The sequence below is a fragment of the Alteromonas sp. 009811495 genome (assembly GCF_028865455.1).
GTDB lineage: Bacteria > Pseudomonadota > Gammaproteobacteria > Enterobacterales > Alteromonadaceae > Alteromonas.
Map to the genome: position 1 here is coordinate 2,277,546 of NZ_CP113972.1, position 16,539 is coordinate 2,294,084.

15 protein-coding genes are annotated in these 16,539 nt (G+C 43.8%); 4 read left to right on the forward strand and 11 right to left on the reverse strand.

The genetic code is table 11. The features are described 5' to 3' along the window. Positions 1–2: 2 nt before the first annotated feature. From sucA to sdhC, 5 genes are all read right to left on the reverse strand, one after another. Complete coding sequence (gene sucA, locus OZ660_RS10390; protein ID WP_274740829.1) at positions 3–2,822, reverse strand: 2-oxoglutarate dehydrogenase E1 component; 2,820 nt, start codon at positions 2,820–2,822, stop codon at positions 3–5. Between the two features lie 175 nt (positions 2,823–2,997). Continuing rightward, a complete protein-coding gene (locus tag OZ660_RS10395; protein WP_012518362.1) occupies positions 2,998–3,708 on the reverse strand; it encodes a succinate dehydrogenase iron-sulfur subunit in 711 nt (236 codons plus the stop codon). 14 nt (positions 3,709–3,722) lie between these two features. Then, positions 3,723–5,495 (reverse strand): succinate dehydrogenase flavoprotein subunit, encoded by a 1,773-nt coding sequence (gene sdhA / locus OZ660_RS10400; RefSeq protein ID WP_159624327.1) that lies wholly within the window; start codon positions 5,493–5,495, stop codon positions 3,723–3,725. Position 5,496: 1 nt separating this feature from the next. After that, positions 5,497–5,844, reverse strand: coding sequence for a succinate dehydrogenase, hydrophobic membrane anchor protein (sdhD, locus tag OZ660_RS10405; protein WP_159624325.1), 348 nt, complete (start codon positions 5,842–5,844; stop codon positions 5,497–5,499). Beyond that, positions 5,838–6,212, reverse strand: a complete 375-nt coding sequence (gene sdhC, locus OZ660_RS10410; RefSeq protein WP_071814724.1) for a succinate dehydrogenase, cytochrome b556 subunit — start codon at positions 6,210–6,212, stop codon at positions 5,838–5,840. Before sdhC ends, sdhD begins: the two co-directional genes overlap by 7 nt. 702 nt (positions 6,213–6,914) lie before the next feature. Between sdhC and OZ660_RS10415 the strand changes: the two genes are divergently transcribed. After that, a complete protein-coding gene (locus tag OZ660_RS10415; RefSeq protein ID WP_159624323.1) occupies positions 6,915–8,192 on the forward strand; it encodes a citrate synthase in 1,278 nt (425 codons plus the stop codon). 72 nt (positions 8,193–8,264) lie between these two features. Beyond that, the gene (locus OZ660_RS10420) at positions 8,265–8,690 is read left to right on the forward strand and encodes a DUF3429 domain-containing protein (RefSeq protein WP_202261552.1); all 426 of its coding nucleotides are present in this window, start codon (positions 8,265–8,267) and stop codon (positions 8,688–8,690) included. Positions 8,691–8,911: 221 nt separating this feature from the next. On the opposite strand, the gene OZ660_RS10425 is transcribed toward OZ660_RS10420, so the two are convergent. The 4 genes from OZ660_RS10425 to lhgO all read right to left on the reverse strand — a co-directional run bounded on the left by OZ660_RS10425 (position 8,912) and on the right by lhgO (position 12,682). Beyond that, positions 8,912–9,418, reverse strand: coding sequence for a GNAT family N-acetyltransferase (locus tag OZ660_RS10425; protein WP_274740830.1), 507 nt, complete (start codon positions 9,416–9,418; stop codon positions 8,912–8,914). A 76-nt stretch (positions 9,419–9,494) separates the two neighbouring features. Continuing rightward, positions 9,495–10,349 carry a pirin family protein gene (locus OZ660_RS10430; protein WP_274740831.1) on the reverse strand — a complete coding sequence of 285 codons (855 nt, stop codon included), beginning with the start codon at positions 10,347–10,349 and terminating at the stop codon, positions 9,495–9,497. A gap of 12 nt (positions 10,350–10,361) precedes the next feature. Continuing rightward, positions 10,362–11,324 (reverse strand): glutathione S-transferase family protein, encoded by a 963-nt coding sequence (locus OZ660_RS10435; RefSeq protein ID WP_274740832.1) that lies wholly within the window; start codon positions 11,322–11,324, stop codon positions 10,362–10,364. A gap of 137 nt (positions 11,325–11,461) precedes the next feature. Continuing rightward, positions 11,462–12,682 carry an L-2-hydroxyglutarate oxidase gene (gene lhgO / locus OZ660_RS10440; protein ID WP_274740833.1) on the reverse strand — a complete coding sequence of 407 codons (1,221 nt, stop codon included), beginning with the start codon at positions 12,680–12,682 and terminating at the stop codon, positions 11,462–11,464. Between the two features lie 160 nt (positions 12,683–12,842). Here lhgO and tcdA point away from each other — a divergent pair, with 160 nt between their 5' ends. Both tcdA and OZ660_RS10450 read left to right on the forward strand, forming a co-directional pair. Then, positions 12,843–13,619 carry a tRNA cyclic N6-threonylcarbamoyladenosine(37) synthase TcdA gene (gene tcdA / locus OZ660_RS10445; protein ID WP_202261556.1) on the forward strand — a complete coding sequence of 259 codons (777 nt, stop codon included), beginning with the start codon at positions 12,843–12,845 and terminating at the stop codon, positions 13,617–13,619. A 103-nt stretch (positions 13,620–13,722) separates the two neighbouring features. Then, a complete protein-coding gene (locus OZ660_RS10450) occupies positions 13,723–14,139 on the forward strand; it encodes a hypothetical protein (RefSeq protein WP_159624312.1) in 417 nt (138 codons plus the stop codon). Positions 14,140–14,145: 6 nt separating this feature from the next. Here OZ660_RS10450 and OZ660_RS10455 read toward each other — a convergent pair whose 3' ends face one another. Further along, positions 14,146–14,637: a DUF2919 family protein gene (locus OZ660_RS10455; RefSeq protein WP_274740834.1), complete on the reverse strand. Its 492-nt coding sequence runs from the start codon at positions 14,635–14,637 to the stop codon at positions 14,146–14,148. A gap of 66 nt (positions 14,638–14,703) precedes the next feature. After that, positions 14,704–16,380 carry an esterase/lipase family protein gene (locus OZ660_RS10460; RefSeq protein ID WP_274740835.1) on the reverse strand — a complete coding sequence of 559 codons (1,677 nt, stop codon included), beginning with the start codon at positions 16,378–16,380 and terminating at the stop codon, positions 14,704–14,706. Positions 16,381–16,539: the final 159 nt, after the last annotated feature.

The following is a 16,539-nucleotide window of genomic DNA, read 5'->3' on the forward strand; positions in this document are numbered from 1 at the left end:
CCTTATTTAATTGTGAGTGCGTCTTCAACCAGGGCTTTCTGTTGCTGGTTGTGAACGGAAACATAACCTACTGCAGGCGACGAGGATGCATCACGGCCCGCATATGTTAATTTTGCACCATCTGGAATTGCTTGCCAGAAGTGGTGTTGGCTACAATACCAAGCACCTTGGTTTTGAGGCTCTTCTTGGCACCAAACCCAATCTTTAACATGGCTGTATTGTGCCACAACTTTAGCGCATTCTTCTTGTGGGAATGGATAAAGTTGCTCTAAACGTATGATTGCAACGTCTGTTTGCTCATTTTTACGGCGCTGATCTAACAAATCGTAGTAAACCTTACCTGAGCACATCACCACACGCTTAACGTTCTTCGGATCAATATCGTCAATTTCACCGATAACATTGTGGAATTTACCTTCCGCCAATTCTTCCATTGAAGATACAGCAAGCGGGTGACGTAACAATGACTTAGGTGACATCACAATAAGAGGTTTACGCATTGGACGCACAACCTGGCGACGAAGCATGTTGTAAACCTGTGCAGGTGTTGATGGTACACACACTTGCCAGTTGTGATCAGCACACATTTGAAGGAAACGCTCAAGACGTGCAGAGCTGTGCTCTGGACCTTGACCTTCGTAACCGTGTGGAAGTAAAACGGTAAGACCACACAAACGGCCCCACTTTGCTTCACCTGAGCTTAAGAATTGGTCGAATACTACTTGCGCACCGTTAGCGAAGTCACCAAATTGTGCTTCCCAAATAGTTAAGCACGTTGGCTCTGCCGTTGCGAAACCGTATTCAAATGCCATAACCGCTTCTTCTGAAAGTACAGAGTCATATATTTCAATTTCACCCTGCCCTTCACGAATGTGTTGAAGCGGCATATAAGTAGAAGCATCTTTTTGGTTATGCAGTACAGCGTGACGGTGGAAGAAAGTACCACGGCCAGAGTCTTGGCCAGTAATACGAATGTCATCGCCAGCATCAACAATAGTGGCATAGGCTAAGTTTTCAGCCATACCCCAATCGAGTAGCTTCTCGCCAGCAACCATTGCTTTACGATCTTGATAAAGCTTGTTAACGCGTGATTGAAGCTTGTGCTCTTCAGGAATTGTTGTAATTGACTCACCGAGTGCTTTTAGTTTTTCAACGCTAACAGCACCATCATATGGTGTATCCCAGTCGTGACCAAGGTACGGAGACCAGTCAACACTGTGCTCAGTCATTGGACGCCATTCTTCTACCACACATGCACCGTGATCAAGCGCTGCGCGATACTCTTCAATATAGCGGTCAGCATCACGCTGCTCTATTACGCCTTCCGCAATAAGTTGGTCAGCATAGATAGCGCGAGGTACTGGGTGTTTTTTAATTTTTTGGTACATCAACGGCTGAGTTGCGTTTGGCTCATCAGCTTCGTTGTGACCGTGTCGGCGGTAACAGACTAGGTCGATTACCACATCCTTTTTGAACTTGTTGCGATATTCAAGCGCAAGCTGAGTAACGAATGCAACTGCTTCTGGGTCGTCAGAGTTAACGTGGAAAATAGGTGCCTGCACCATTTTCGCAATGTCAGTACAGTATTGCGTTGAGCGTGTGTCTTCTGTCTTAGATGTAGTAAAACCAACTTGGTTGTTTACCACGATACGTACGGTACCACCCACAGCAAAGCCGCGAGTTTGTGACATATTGAAGGTTTCCTGTACCACGCCTTGACCAGCGATTGCCGAGTCACCGTGAATGGTAATTGGTAACACAGTATTGGTGTCGTTATTACGTCTAGCTAGACGGGCACGTACTGACCCCATCACCACTGGATTTACAATTTCAAGGTGAGACGGGTTAAATGCTAGCGCTAGGTGAACATTACCACCTGGCGTCGCGAAGTCTGACGAGAAGCCTGCGTGGTATTTCACGTCACCCGCGCCCAGCGAGTCGTCGTGCTTACCAGAGAACTCATCAAATAGCACTGACGGGTTTTTACCCAGAACGTTAACTAACACGTTCAAACGACCACGGTGGGCCATACCGATAACCACCTCTTTCGTACCTGCGGTTCCGGCTTTGGTAATCAAACCTTTAAGCATTGGAATTAACGCATCACCACCTTCTAGTGAGAAACGCTTTGCACCTGGGAACTTAGAACCCAAGTATTTTTCCATGCCATCAGCAGCAGTCAAACCTTTCAAAATGCTTAGCTTCTCATCACGTGAGATTTCAGGTTTTGCCTGCACTGATTCAATTTTTTGTTGTAACCAACGCTTTTGGTCAGTATCGGTGATGTGCATATACTCAGCACCGATTGACCCACAATATGTTCTATTAAGCGACTTAAACAACTCTCCTAGAGACATAGAGTCTTTGCCGATGGCATAAGAACCTACGTTAAATACTGAATCGAAATCTTGCTCAGAAAGGTTGTGGTGAGATAGTTCAATGTCACGAACACGCTCTTGCTTCCAAAGACCTAATGGATCAAGGTTAGCATTTTGATGACCGCGGAAACGGAAAGCATTGATTAACTGAAGAACTTTAACTTGCCTGTCATCAGAAACATTTGCTGAAGGCACTGATGGACTAGACATACGGGCAGTAGGCCCTAACGCAGCAAGTTGCCTAAACTGATTTTTAATTGCTGTATGATTGGTTTCTAACTCTACGCCATCGACTTTGGGGAGGTTATCGAAGATTTGTCGCCAAGTTTCAGAGACACTTTGAGGGTCTTCTAAATATGCTTCATACAACTCTTCAACATAGGCAGCGTTGGCACCTGCCATGTGCGAGGAATCCCACCACGCTTTCATCACGCTTTCTTGCATTTAATTTGCCTTGCTACGTTTTATAAAATCTAGTTAACAATCAAGATGTATTATAAGGTTATTCTCAGCATAACCAAGTGTTATAACAACGAATATATAAAAAAATAGCCATCCTGTTGGATGGCTATTTAGAGCATCGCTATCTGTAACTAAAAGAAGTTATCAGAATATAGTACTAAACAGCCCGTTGTAAAAGCATTGACTTAATTTGGCCAATCGCTTTCGTTGGGTTCAAGCCCTTAGGACAAACACTTACACAGTTCATGATACCGTGACAGCGGAATACGCTGAACGCATCATCAAGGTCGTTAAGACGCTCTTCTGTTGCAGTGTCACGGCTATCGATAAGGAAACGATAAGCGTGAAGTAGACCTGCAGGACCGATAAACTTGTCTGGATTCCACCAGAACGACGGACATGATGTAGAACAACACGCACACAGAATACATTCGTACAAACCGTCTAATTTCGCGCGCTCTTCAGGTGACTGAAGGTGCTCGCGTGCTGGCGGCTGTTTGCTGTCGTTGATTAAGAATGGCTTAATCTTCTCGTACTGTGTGTAGAACTGTGTCATGTCTACTACAAGGTCACGCACTACTGGCAAACCTGGAAGTGGACGAACTACTATTTTACCTTTGCCCAGTGCAGAAAGCGGAGTAATACATGCTAGGCCATTTTTACCATTCATGTTCACACCGTCTGAACCACATACACCTTCACGGCACGAGCGACGGAAAGAAAGCGTCGGATCCTGCTCTTTAAGTGCAAGTAGCGCGTCTAGCACCATCATGTCTTGACCTTCCTCTACTTCTAGAGTGTAGTCTTGCATGCGAGGCTTTGCGTCTACTTCAGGGTTGTAACGATAAATCGAAAAAGTTAATTGCATGATCGTTGCCTCTCTTAATATGAACGCACTTTAGGTGGGAATGCTTCCCTAAGCTTTGGCGCCATATTCACTTCACGTTTAAGCATTTTATCAGTGTTTGGATCGTAGATGCTGTGGCATAACCAGTTCTCATCATCACGATCTGGGAAGTCGAAGCGGCTGTGCGCGCCACGGCTTTCCGTTCTGAAGTTCGCTGCTACTGCTGTGCTGTACGCGGTTTCCATAAGGTTATCTAGCTCTAAACACTCAATACGCTGGGTATTGAAGTCTGCGCTCTTGTCGTCAAGGCGTGCATGCTTAAGACGCTCGCGAATCTCGCTAAGTTCTTTAAGCCCTTCTGCCATTGCTTCACCTTCACGGAATACTGAGAAGTTAAGCTGCATGCATTTCTGCAAGTCTTTCTTAATTTGTACTGGGTCTTCGCCCTTACCTTTCTCTGAATTTTCCCAACGATTGAAACGCGTCATTGAAGCTTCAAGATCAGATTCTGATGCGTCACGTGTTGGTGCCATTTCAGACAATGTCTTACCAAGGTGTAAACCAGTCGCACGACCGAATACAACAAGGTCAAGTAGTGAGTTACCGCCAAGACGGTTCGCACCGTGTACCGATACACACGCAATCTCACCACAAGCAAATAAACCGTTAACTACCTTGTCATTACCGTTTTCATCAACGGTTAGACATTGGCCATCAACATTTGTAGGAATACCACCCATCATATAGTGACAAGTAGGAATTACTGGAATTGGCTCTTTCACTGGGTCAACGTGTGCAAATGTACGTGAAAGCTCAAGGATGCCCGGAAGACGTGATTCAAGTACGTCTTTACCAAGGTGGTCAAGCTTAAGCTTAATGTGAGTACCCCATGGGCCTTCACAACCACGACCTTCACGAATTTCCGTCATCATTGAACGTGCAACAACGTCACGACCTGCTAGGTCTTTAGCGTTAGGTGCATAGCGCTCCATGAAACGCTCGCCGTCTTTGTTTAGAAGGTAACCACCTTCACCACGGCAACCTTCTGTTACCAAGGTACCTGCGCCAGCAATACCCGTTGGGTGGAACTGCCACATTTCCATATCTTGAACCGCAACGCCGGCACGTAGTGCCATACCAACGCCGTCACCTGTGTTGATGTGAGCGTTAGTTGTAGATGCATAGATACGGCCTGCACCACCTGTTGCAAGAACAACAGCGCGTGATTTGAAGTAAACTACTTCGCCAGTTTCGATGTCGATTGCTGTACAACCCACAACGTCACCGTCTTGGTTCTTCACTAAATCGAGTGCGTACCACTCAGAGAAAACCTTTGTTTTGTTCTTTACGTTTTGTTGATAAAGAAGGTGCAAAAGTGCATGACCTGTACGGTCAGCAGCCGCTGCCGTACGAGCGCCCTGCTCGCCACCAAAGTTCTTTGACTGGCCACCGAAAGGACGCTGGTATATTTTACCGTTTTCGAAACGAGAGAAAGGAAGACCCATGTTTTCCATTTCAATGATCGCTTCAGGACCGGTTTTACACATATACTCGATAGCGTCTTGGTCACCGATGTAATCAGAACCCTTAACGGTATCGTACATGTGCCATTCCCAGTTATCTTCGTGCGAATTACCAAGAGCTACGGTAATACCACCCTGTGCAGACACAGTATGAGAACGGGTTGGAAAAACTTTTGATAGTAGTGCACATGATTTACCAGATTGTGAAATCTGTAGTGCGGCGCGCATACCTGCACCACCAGCACCAATTACTACTGCATCAAACTCGTGAACGGGTAAACTCATCTTACACTCCCCACAATACGAATAGGCCGACAGCAACGTAGCCAAACGCGATGATATTTAGAACATATTGTAATACTGCACGTAGACCTGCCGCTTTAACGTAGTCTGTTAGTACCTGCCATAGGCCGATACGTACGTGGATCATCACTGCAATAAGTGCTGCCAATGTGAAAACTTTCATAGCCAGGCCAGAGAACAACCCTCGCCATTCGATAAAGGTTAGGTTATCGGTGGTAATGAAAAACCACGCCATGAAAACCGAGTACGCGAAAATAATTGCTGCGGTAGCGCGTAATGAAACGTAATCTTGAACGCCATCGCGCTTAATGCTTGCTTGGTTGGTTACCATAGTGCAACTCCCAATACTACGGTCAGAACAACCCAAAGTGCGATTACTGCTTTTGCACTTGTGTTACCTGACTCTAATTCTTCCCAGTGACCTAAATCCATAACAACGTGTCTTAGGCCGCCTAGAATGTGATATGTCAGCGCTGAAGCTGTGCCAATTGCGACAAATTTTCCAAGGAAACCGTCCATGATTGCTTGCACGTTCGCGAAACCTTCAGGCGAGTGAACAGATACTGCCCAAGCCCAAATTACAAAAAGTAGCGCGAAGAACATAGCAACACCGGTAACACGGTGGAGAATTGACGAAATAGCAGAGGGCGGAAATTTAATAGTATTGAGTTCTAAATTTACTGGTCTTTGCTTTTTCACAATGTATGCCTGTTTAATCCGTAGGGGATAATGAATTTCTTACCTTATTATGTCCTGAGTAAGTCAATTCGATTTTTAACCTGTTAATTGCCTCATCCATTGAGTTGTTAACAATTTGTGAATTATTCTTTAATGCCTCTAACAGAATAATTATTCCGTATTCAAAGCACCGCTGAGTATATCCAGCGTAGTATATAATTACAATTTTTTGTGCCGTAGTAAGACTTTAGTCTCAGTAAACACAATATTGTAATAATATTGACTAAAAAGAGATCAATATTGCCTACATCTCACGTATTCGACAGTGTAAACAGTGGGCGCAGTTTACCAGTACGCAAAACTAATAACTATGCGAATACATCAGAAATTAACGACTTTTAATCTGGATGGGTAATTATTCCACATCAAAAGGTTACTTTTTAAACTGAGGTGCTAATATAATTATCGTTCGGTGGTTTACCTTTGTCGAAAAGCCATTGATAATTGCACCGTATCGGGCAAAGTGAATTCCCAACGCGTTAAAAAATCGTTATCCGATTGCTAATTATTTTTTTCAGCAATTCGGAATATTTATTGTGCAAATATGCAATTAAATTGACTTGTTAGTGCATAATAAAGTACAAATACGCCCACTTTTCCCAACGAAGCGGATATTTTCGTCCGTTTTCGCTGCAAACAGAACCATTCTGAGGAGAGCATTTTATGGCAGATCAGAAAGCCATTCTTAAAGCCGGCGGTAAGGAAATCGAGCTTCCTATCTTGTCTGGCACCGAAGGACAAGATGTAATTGATGTTCGTACGCTTGGCCAACACGGCTATTTCACGTACGACCCAGGTTTTATGGCGACAGGATCTTGCGAGTCAGCAATTACCTATATCGATGGCGCACAAGGTGTACTTCTACACCGCGGGTTCCCTATTGAAGAACTTGCACGCGACGCTGACTACTTAGAAGTATGCCACATGCTACTTCACGGTGACGCACCAACGAAAGAGCAGTACGCAGAATTTAAAGACACTATCACACGTCACACCATGGTACATGAGCAAATTAACATGTTCTTCCATGGTTTCCGCAACGACGCCCACCCTATGGCGATGCTTTGCGGTACTGTGGGCGCAATGTCGTCTTTCTATCATAGCGATCTTGACGTATCAAACGAAGAACAACGCATTCGCAGCGCACATCGCTTAATTGCGAAAATGCCAACGCTTGTTGCTATGTGCTACAAATACAACATCGGTCAGCCGTTTGTATATCCAAGAAACGACCTAAGCTATGCAGCTAACTTCCTGAACATGATGTTCTCTGTTCCTGCAGAAGAATATCAAATCAGCCCTGCTGTTGAACGCGCTATGGACCGCATCTTTACGCTTCACGCTGACCATGAGCAAAACGCATCAACGTCTACAGTACGTCTAGCAGGCTCTTCAGGTGCTAACCCTTATGCGTGTATCGCAGCGGGTGTAGCGTCACTTTGGGGCCCAGCGCACGGTGGTGCAAACGAAGCATGCCTAAATATGCTTGAAGAAATCGGCACAGTTGACCGTATTCCTGAGTTTATTGCACGTGCTAAAGACAAGAGCGACCCATTCCGTCTTATGGGCTTCGGTCACCGCGTTTACAAGAACCACGATCCACGTGCTACAGTAATGCGTGAAAGCTGCCATGAAGTGCTTAGCGAACTAAACGTTAAAGATCCACTTCTTGAAGTCGCAATGGAACTAGAAAAAATCGCGCTGAGCGACCCATACTTCGCAGAGAAGAAACTGTTCCCGAACGTTGACTTCTACTCTGGTATCGTACTTAAAGCGATTGGTATTCCTACCAACATGTTCACGTGTATCTTCGCACTGTCTCGTACAGTAGGCTGGATTTCACATTGGCATGAAATGATGAGCGATCCGAAGCAAAAAATCGGTCGTCCTCGTCAGCTTTACACTGGTCATAACCAGCGTAAATATAGCCCGATTAAGTAATACTGAACTAAGTATTATTATTGGTAGTAAAAATAGCGCCTGACTGGCGCTATTTTTGTTTGAGGAGTATCAATGCCCTATTCAGTCGTTATTTTAGGAGTAGCGGGTCTTATCCCATTTGTTGGGCTGCCTATAGCGTATAAGTTAGACCTAATGTCACTTGCCCAAAGTGTCGCGTATTTCGTCCAATACTCAGCAGTCTTGTTATCGTTTTTTGGTGGTATTCATTGGTGGGATGCGATAAGTAACCAACGTTATGACAAGCAAATGTACATAGCGATGTTACCAACGATTATTGGTTGGTTATGTTTAGTCTTCGCCTACGATGCAAAAGTGTTAGGTATCTTATCGTTAAGTTATGTTGGGATTCTGCTCTACGATAAATTCACGCTCAGCATGTCAAAAGATCAGATTGTCAGCTACATAAGTCTGCGTATGGCACTTACCACTGTTGTTGTGGCTACACATGCTTGGATGATATGGCTGATTTCAAGCTAATAAACCCATCTAAAAGTTACGCATAACCATACCAAGTAATTGATTTTAATATAACAAACATTAAAACTTGTTAATCGAATAGAAAGGGCGTGTTGTTAATTCGCCCTTCACTAAACACAACAAAATAAGACATGAACATAGCACAGGAATATAGTGCGAAGACGCGCAAGCAAAGGCGCTAAATAAGCGAATAAGGCGTTTTGTTCTTTTTACTCTACACATTACTCTACATAAAATTCGTAAAGTACGCTGTTAATAGGAATATTATTGTGAAGGTACTTTTTTAAGTAGCAAAGCGTAGGTACGAAGTTGTTTTTCAACAGGACTTTGTCTGAAGCTCGATTATTGTCCATGACCTCAGCTTTAATGCTTATGATACCGTTACGCTTAGCTTCACTAATAAGGAATTCAACGCATAAAGACGCCACCCCTTTACCAGTTGCCTCTTCAGACACGCGATAGCCAATTTCAGCGCATTTACTCTCTATATTTTTAAGATTTGCGCGTGCGACAATACGATTATTTTCAATCAAGACAAAACTTAGTGCGCGGTTGCACTTGGCAAGGTATTGAAGTTCGCTGATATGGTTTCCTACACCATCAAGGGAATAGAATGCGTTATCACGCGGAGCAATGTAAGTTTCGAAAAAATGCCTGTTACGATTTTCAAAATCTAAAAGCGAAAGTACGTGCTTTGGGTCAATGCGTTCAAAGTGCATAGGTGCCATGCCTTTCCTTAGGATGCGTTACTAAATGGTAGCACGACACCATTGCACTGTCTTTCACCAACTAATATCAACAATGTTACGCGGTTAACATTCCATTTTGATAATCATTAAATGCTTGAACAATTTCTGACTGTGTATTCATTACAAATGGCCCGTATTGCACAATAGGCTCGTTTATGGGCTTACCTGTCACAACAATAAACTTTGCGTTGTCGCTAGCCGTAATATCGAGTAATTCGCCTTCACTACTTAGCACGCCAAGTTCTAAGGCTCCTAATGCGGTTTTGTTCTCTCCATAATTAAGCACTATCGCTCCCTCATACACGTAAATAAAACCTACGTGACTTTGTTGTATGGGTATAGTGACACTACCTTTATGTAAGGTTACATCAATAAATGTAGGTGCAACTGCTGTGGTTTTAACGGGCCCTACTGTGTCACCTAATACACCGGCTAATACTTTTATCGATGCATCACCCACATTCACTGTCGGAACCGTAGCCGGTGGTATGTCTTGATAATTTGGACTCGACATTTTTTCAGCTGCGGGTAGATTTACCCATAACTGAAAACCTTGTAACAGCCCTTCTTGTTGTTCAGGCATTTCCTCATGAATTATGCCCTTACCTGCATTCATCCATTGAATACCACCCGCTTCAATAACACCCTCGTTACCCACCGAGTCTTTATGACGCATTTTCCCTGCGAGCATATAAGTTACCGTTTGAAAGCCTCGGTGTGGGTGAGCGGGAAAACCAGCAATATATTCACCCGGCTTATCAGAGCCAAAAAAATCGAGCATGAGGAATGGATCTAAGCGCGGTAAAGCGGGTTGTCCGATGATGCGTGTCAGCGACACACCTGCCCCATCACTTGTTGCGATACCTTTTACTTTTTTGCTCAGTGTTTTGTTAACTACGTTTGCGCTCATTATCATTTCCCCTTAGTACTGTTTGTCTCTGCCGTGAGGAGACATTAAGTCCTGTTGCGGCCCAACAGGCACAACCTGCGTAGGGTTGATCATTGTGTGACTGTAATAGTAATGGCGTTTGATGTGATCAAAGTTGACCGTTTGTGCAATACCCGGGTGTTGATACAACTCTTTCATGTAACCGAATAAATTCGGATAGTCTGCAATTTGCTTTATATTGCACTTAAAATGGCCATGGTAAACAGGGTCAAATCTGATAAGTGTAGTGAATAGCCGCCAGTCAGCTTCGGTTAGTGTACTTCCTACAAGGTAACGCTGCTTACCCAATCGTTCTTCTATTGTATCTAACGCGTTAAAAAGCGCTTCTACTGCTTCTTCATACGCGTCTTGCGTGGTAGCAAAACCTGATTTGTACACTCCATTGTTGATGTTGTGGTAAACCATGTCATTAATCGCGTCAATTTCTTCACGTAATGCCTCTGGATAATAGTCATCGTCATTTCGCGTTAGTTCATTGAAGCTTGTGTTGAAAATGCGAATAATTTCAGCTGACTCGTTATTAACAATCGACTGCGTTTTTTTATCCCACAAAATTGGCACAGTAACCCGTGAGGTAATGTCAGGCTTTACTTTGGTGTACAACTGATGCGCGTAATCGAACCCATAAAGTTTATCGCCCGTCGCGCCGGGGTATTCATCAAATTCCCAGCCCTTGTCCAGCATGTCAGGAGACACCACTGACACGTCGATATGTGACTCTAACCCTTTTAATTTTCTAAAAATTAGCGCGCGATGGGCCCATGGACACGCCAATGAAACGTAGAGGTGATATCGCCCAGACTCTACAGGGAACTCGGCACCTTGCTTTGTTGAAATAGTTGAGCGAAATTGTGAAGCTTGCCGTTCAAACTTTCCGCCGTTTTTACTGGTGTCGTACCATTTATCTTGCCATTTTCCGTCTACTAGTAAGCCCATGTCCGCTATTCCTCTTACCTTTCACTAAAATTTACTCGGTTAATTAAAGCATGTAGTAACTAGAACGTATGTTGCTTTTAAACGGATTTACCATTCTATAAAATCTATAAAATCTATAAAACTAGTAGCGCCTTAGGCTAAAGTTGTTCAACGATTGCGCGAGCTATAGGCATAGCACTGGTAGCCGCTGGCGAGGGAGCATTGCCCACGTGTAATACACGATCAGTTTGTACGAATTTAAAGTCATGCAATAACTTGCCATCGTCCGTTACTGCTTGCGCACGAATACCCGGCCGATAAAAGCTAAAGTGTTCGTGTGATACATCTGGACAATACTGCTTAACTAGTTTTGCATAACGCTTTTTACTTACAGAGGTTTGAATCTCATCAATGACACTTTTGCGATACTGCCAAAGTAGCTTATGCAAACCGCGATAAGATAGCGTGCGGTACATTTCAGAAAACGAAGGTAAACCTGTATACGCCTCTCTCCCTAATGCTAATACTGCATTAGGACCAACTGTGGTATATCCCCCTATCATTTTCGTTAAGTGAACGCCAAGAAATGGCATTTCAGGATTTGGTACGGGGTAAATCAGGCGCTCGCTTATATTGTTGAACTGTTCACTTAGGCGATAGTAAACACCTTTAAAAGGCATAATCTTGAAATCAGGCGTTAAGCCCTGAGCACGAATTAGCGTATCAGCGTAAGCACCCGCACAACACACCAACTGATCACAACTGACATCGTATCGCGTAACGCGCTCAGAATTCTTGTCAGCACACTGGGCAAGGCCAACTTGCACGTTGTTGGGTGTTTCGTTGATATGAGCAACACGTGTAGAATAGTGAACATCCACATTGTTGGTTTCTAATGCTGCGTTTATAAAGCTGCGGCATACCGCCGTGTAATCGGTTATTCCTGTTAGCTTGACCCAAATGGCTTCTTTACCAACGATGTTTGGCTCAAGGCGATGTAGTGTCGCTTGATTCACCCGCTCTGGTGAAAGCCCATTCTGGGTGCAATTGTGAAACAGTGTTTCCAATCGCTCAAGCTCACTCTCTTTGGTTGCCACAATGAGTTTTCCGCATTGTTCAAAGGGTAACTTGGCTTTTTCACACCACGCTATTGTGTCATGTAAGCCTGCCACACAATATTGGGCTTTTAGCGAATTCGGAGGGTAATACACACCGGCGTGGATCACGCCTGAGTTTCTACCAGTCTGATGTTGTGCGCTGTGTGCTTCTTTCTCTATCATCAACACCGTTTTTGTTGGATTGACTTGCACAAAATGCTTAAGCGTGGCGGCCCCTACTATTCCCGCGCCCACTATCACCAAATCATAATGTTTTCGCATTAATGCCCCAATTTGTTAACTATAAACACTATCCCTCACATCTAGCGTTGTAGACTACAACAGTAAAACTTGCATTATTAGCGATTTTTGCGATCATGCGCCGCAAACTCGCAGTTGTATCCTGCATAAACCGATTTAGCTTAAGAGTATTGAATATCACATGTCAGATGATCCGCGTTTAGGGGGCATTGTACGCTTGTATGGTGCTGAACAAACCAATAACCTCGCCAATAGCCATGTTGTAATTGCTGGTATTGGTGGTGTGGGTAGCTGGACTGCTGAAGCGCTTGCTCGTTCAGGTGTTGGCACATTAACGCTTATTGATTTAGATGACGTTTGCGTTACTAACACCAACCGACAAATACACGCGTTGTCAGATACCATCGGCGAAGCCAAAGTTGATGCCATCGCCAAGCGAATTGCACTTATTAACCCCAACTGTACTGTACATTGCGTTGAAGATTTTGTTACACCGGACAACGTAACAGAACTTTTTACTTCGCAACATAGCGCTGTGGTAGACGCAACTGACAGTATTCGCGCCAAAGCTGCAATGATCGCACACTGCAAGCGCAATAAAATTCCAATTGTTACTGTCGGTGGAGCGGGTGGTCAAATTGACCCTACCCAAGTCACAAAAGGCGACTTAGCGAAAACTACACAAGACCCGCTAGCAGCTAAACTGCGCAGTGAGTTAAGACGCAATTATAACTTCAGCAAAAACCCGAAGCGACGTTTCGGTGTTGAATGTATCTATTCTACTGAGCAATTGCGTTACCCTCAGCCAGACGGCTCTGTTTGTTACAATAAATCAGCTATGGAAGGCGGAACAAGGTTAGATTGTGCCGGTGGTTTTGGTGCCGTTGTTACCGTAACTGCCACCTTTGGTATGTTTGCAGCCGCCAGTGTTATCAACCGATTAACCGGACAAAAATAGACATCAGCCAATAAGTTGCGCACAATAAGATAACAAGCTGTATTGGCATACTTTTTTCGCAGTATTTCGATACACCCAACAACGGTGAAAAAGGAGAAGAACAATGTCACCTGAAGAGCTAAATAAACTCATGTCCGATTGCGCTAAAGATGCTGTAGTCGCTTCTTCAACGGAATTTGATATTACCTTAGACAATTCTCCTGACAGTGTGCGCTTAGTCGATGACATTTTACTGAGTTTTATTGATAAATATCACGACCAAGCACTTGAAGACGAAGCCGTATTCACCATTTGTAACATCTTTGGCGCGTATATCGGTGAAGTACTTAAAACACAAATTGGGGGGGAATGGGTGTACGACCAATCTAACCCTAACGCACCAACGGTGTTTCTGAAGGTAGGTGAAAACACTTATGCCTTTGCAGGCATTTGTTATGAACGTCTAGTCAACGATAGTCAAGTAAGCGTCTTTGCCTATTATGAACAAGCGCTCAATAACCATAAATCGTTACAACATTAACGCCAATTAAGACGACACATCGTCATCTTTGGGGTGAGGATTTGCCCAATCCTCTATCATCCATTTAAGGTGACGACTGCGTGTTATTGCATACAGCGAAATGCTGTAAATCAGTAGTTTCACCCCTGTCACATATTCAAATCCCCAATGATGATGCATTGCATAGAACAACTGAACGGCTAGCAGTGAGATAATGCCAAGCTGAGAAAGTGGGATAACCGACTTTCGCCATACAATAAGTTCTCTTTTCCACAAACGTTCACGCTGGCTAACCAGTAACAAACTCGCCATTAAGGGTAGGCTTGCTGCTAAGCCCAATCCCAAACTCTCTTTTTGAGGGTAAAAAAAGTGCAACAAAGCGTCGGTTTGACTTCGTGAGGCTAGTGAAAATATAAACGCAAGCCAGTCAATACAAAGCAAGATGAGCAAGCTGTATAACCAACTTGGGGGAAGTATTCGACCCGATTCATCGTAGTATTTAAGCGGCAGCTTTAACATGGCGTTCTAAGTTTTAATCGTATTAAGGTCTGTTAGTGTGGGGGCAATTAAACCGTTTTAAAGGTATTAATTGCGAAGATGCTCCACAATAAAATCTACCGCTTGAGGTGATTTAAAAGAATTGTGGCGAGAATTGACAATAATGGTCTCTAACGCATCAGGTGTAAATGCACTGTCATAGTTAACAACACCATCATTGATAAGTGAACAAAGCGTTGGTGTGTCGCATTCTATTTCAGAGCTTGACCCTATAACAGCATAGGCATCTCCTTGAACGCGTTTATTGTAAAGAACATCCATAAGTGGATGTCCTGGCGCGAGTACATCTAAACTTTTAAAGCGCGTGTTTTCAATGTAGGGGCGCATACTGGGAGTGAAAATGTCGTTGCCAAGAGCGCTGACTATACCATCAAAAAGGTGGGTCAATGATACTGGCAAGCTAACTAACTTGTTGCCAATATAACCTATCGTAGAGGTAGCCAACGCGGAACCTTTATGTGGAGTATCAAGAAAAAATACCGTGTTTCGCTCAAATAATGGCGAGAAGAAAAACAACTCATCAATATCTGCCGTGCTATATCGTTCATAGTCTGATTTAGATACCGCAAAGGTTGCCTGCCAAAAATCACTTCCCGATTCGGTGGTCAGAAGCTTAGAGATTAGTCCCCCCATACTATGCCCTATGTAAACCGCTTCCCTTTTTAACAGTGGATTCTCCAATCTATCGAGCAATTCGTTTAATTCGCGGCGCACTTTCATTGCATTATAAAAAGGTGGTTGGCCTGTAGGGTAAAGCACATGCCAAAGTTGATATCGCTCGTTCAACCACTCGTCATTTAAAATAGCTACTGACAAATAGCGCCAAACAAGCGGGTCAGAATTCAAACCATGGATCATGATAAGTGGTATTTTGGTATCTGAAAGCGGACCAATTGCGTATACACCTCGCCTTTCCTCGGCAAGGTCAGATCCAACAAAGCCTTTCCAACTCATCGCATCAATAGTGGAGTTATTAAGTAGCGCTACATAAGCAGCTGAAGGTGAGTAACGTGCAAGGTAAGCGTTGCGCCCCACCCTTATGGTGGTCCTTTCATTAATTGGCTGTTTGCTGATTTTTATGAGTACTTCTTTGCCATCAACTTTTATACCATCGAACATCAATGTGTAACTACGGAACTCCCCTTCCTGCGGATAATAGCCCTTTAAGGTATTGTCTGTTGAGTCTACTTGTTGATGAAGATCATTTTCACGTACTACTACCGCAATACCATAGTCACCCAACACTTTTGGCTGTAGTGAAGGTTCTCGCGCTTTTATTCGGGAAGCAAAGATGATGGGGACATTTAAGTCTAATCCAGTATGAAGGTGTGCACGATCCTCCAACCCTTCAAGCTTTAAAATAAGCAATCGCATCAATGCATTGCGATGTCTTCCCAGAGCAAATTGGCGTTGTGAAAGTGAAACGTCGTCGCGCGCCAACAGCGCATGTGTACACACTATACTATTTACAAGTCGCTCTGTGCTTTGTGGAACCACACCTAAGCAGTAGTTATAAAGGTCATCCGTAGATTTGTGAGAAAAATCTGTGACAAACTGAGGAGACTGGTTCACTGATAACGTCAAGCTATTTGGGATGGCATCAAAGTAACGACTGGTATTCCCACAGCCAGATAACATTACTACAGCGCTTAGTAAGCACCACTTAACAAAGCGTATTAAAAGGGCTAAAGAGAAAAATTTCATTGACCTACAGTGATAGTTAAAACGACATCAGAGAGCAACAACATAAAAGTATGATGAAATTTCATCCAATATACTAGCGAATAAAGATAGAGAGTGTGCAAAATCTTGTTCGAGAAATAGGTGGTGCCCCTGCGACCCTCACATTTCTATTCGATAAAT

Coding starts and splice junctions, on each gene's coding strand:
- lhgO (WP_274740833.1), bottom strand. CDS start 12,682: ATGCGAAAACATTATGATTTGGTGATAGTGGGCGCGGGAATAGTAGGG.
- OZ660_RS10450 (WP_159624312.1), top strand. CDS start 13,723: ATGTCACCTGAAGAGCTAAATAAACTCATGTCCGATTGCGCTAAAGAT.
- OZ660_RS10395 (WP_012518362.1), bottom strand. CDS start 3,708: ATGCAATTAACTTTTTCGATTTATCGTTACAACCCTGAAGTAGACGCA.
- OZ660_RS10430 (WP_274740831.1), bottom strand. CDS start 10,349: ATGAGCGCAAACGTAGTTAACAAAACACTGAGCAAAAAAGTAAAAGGT.
- OZ660_RS10420 (WP_202261552.1), top strand. CDS start 8,265: ATGCCCTATTCAGTCGTTATTTTAGGAGTAGCGGGTCTTATCCCATTT.
- OZ660_RS10460 (WP_274740835.1), bottom strand. CDS start 16,380: ATGAAATTTTTCTCTTTAGCCCTTTTAATACGCTTTGTTAAGTGGTGC.
- tcdA (WP_202261556.1), top strand. CDS start 12,843: ATGTCAGATGATCCGCGTTTAGGGGGCATTGTACGCTTGTATGGTGCT.
- OZ660_RS10415 (WP_159624323.1), top strand. CDS start 6,915: ATGGCAGATCAGAAAGCCATTCTTAAAGCCGGCGGTAAGGAAATCGAG.
- sdhD (WP_159624325.1), bottom strand. CDS start 5,844: ATGGTAACCAACCAAGCAAGCATTAAGCGCGATGGCGTTCAAGATTAC.
- sdhA (WP_159624327.1), bottom strand. CDS start 5,495: ATGAGTTTACCCGTTCACGAGTTTGATGCAGTAGTAATTGGTGCTGGT.
- OZ660_RS10455 (WP_274740834.1), bottom strand. CDS start 14,637: ATGTTAAAGCTGCCGCTTAAATACTACGATGAATCGGGTCGAATACTT.
- OZ660_RS10425 (WP_274740830.1), bottom strand. CDS start 9,418: ATGGCACCTATGCACTTTGAACGCATTGACCCAAAGCACGTACTTTCG.
- sucA (WP_274740829.1), bottom strand. CDS start 2,822: ATGCAAGAAAGCGTGATGAAAGCGTGGTGGGATTCCTCGCACATGGCA.
- OZ660_RS10435 (WP_274740832.1), bottom strand. CDS start 11,324: ATGGGCTTACTAGTAGACGGAAAATGGCAAGATAAATGGTACGACACC.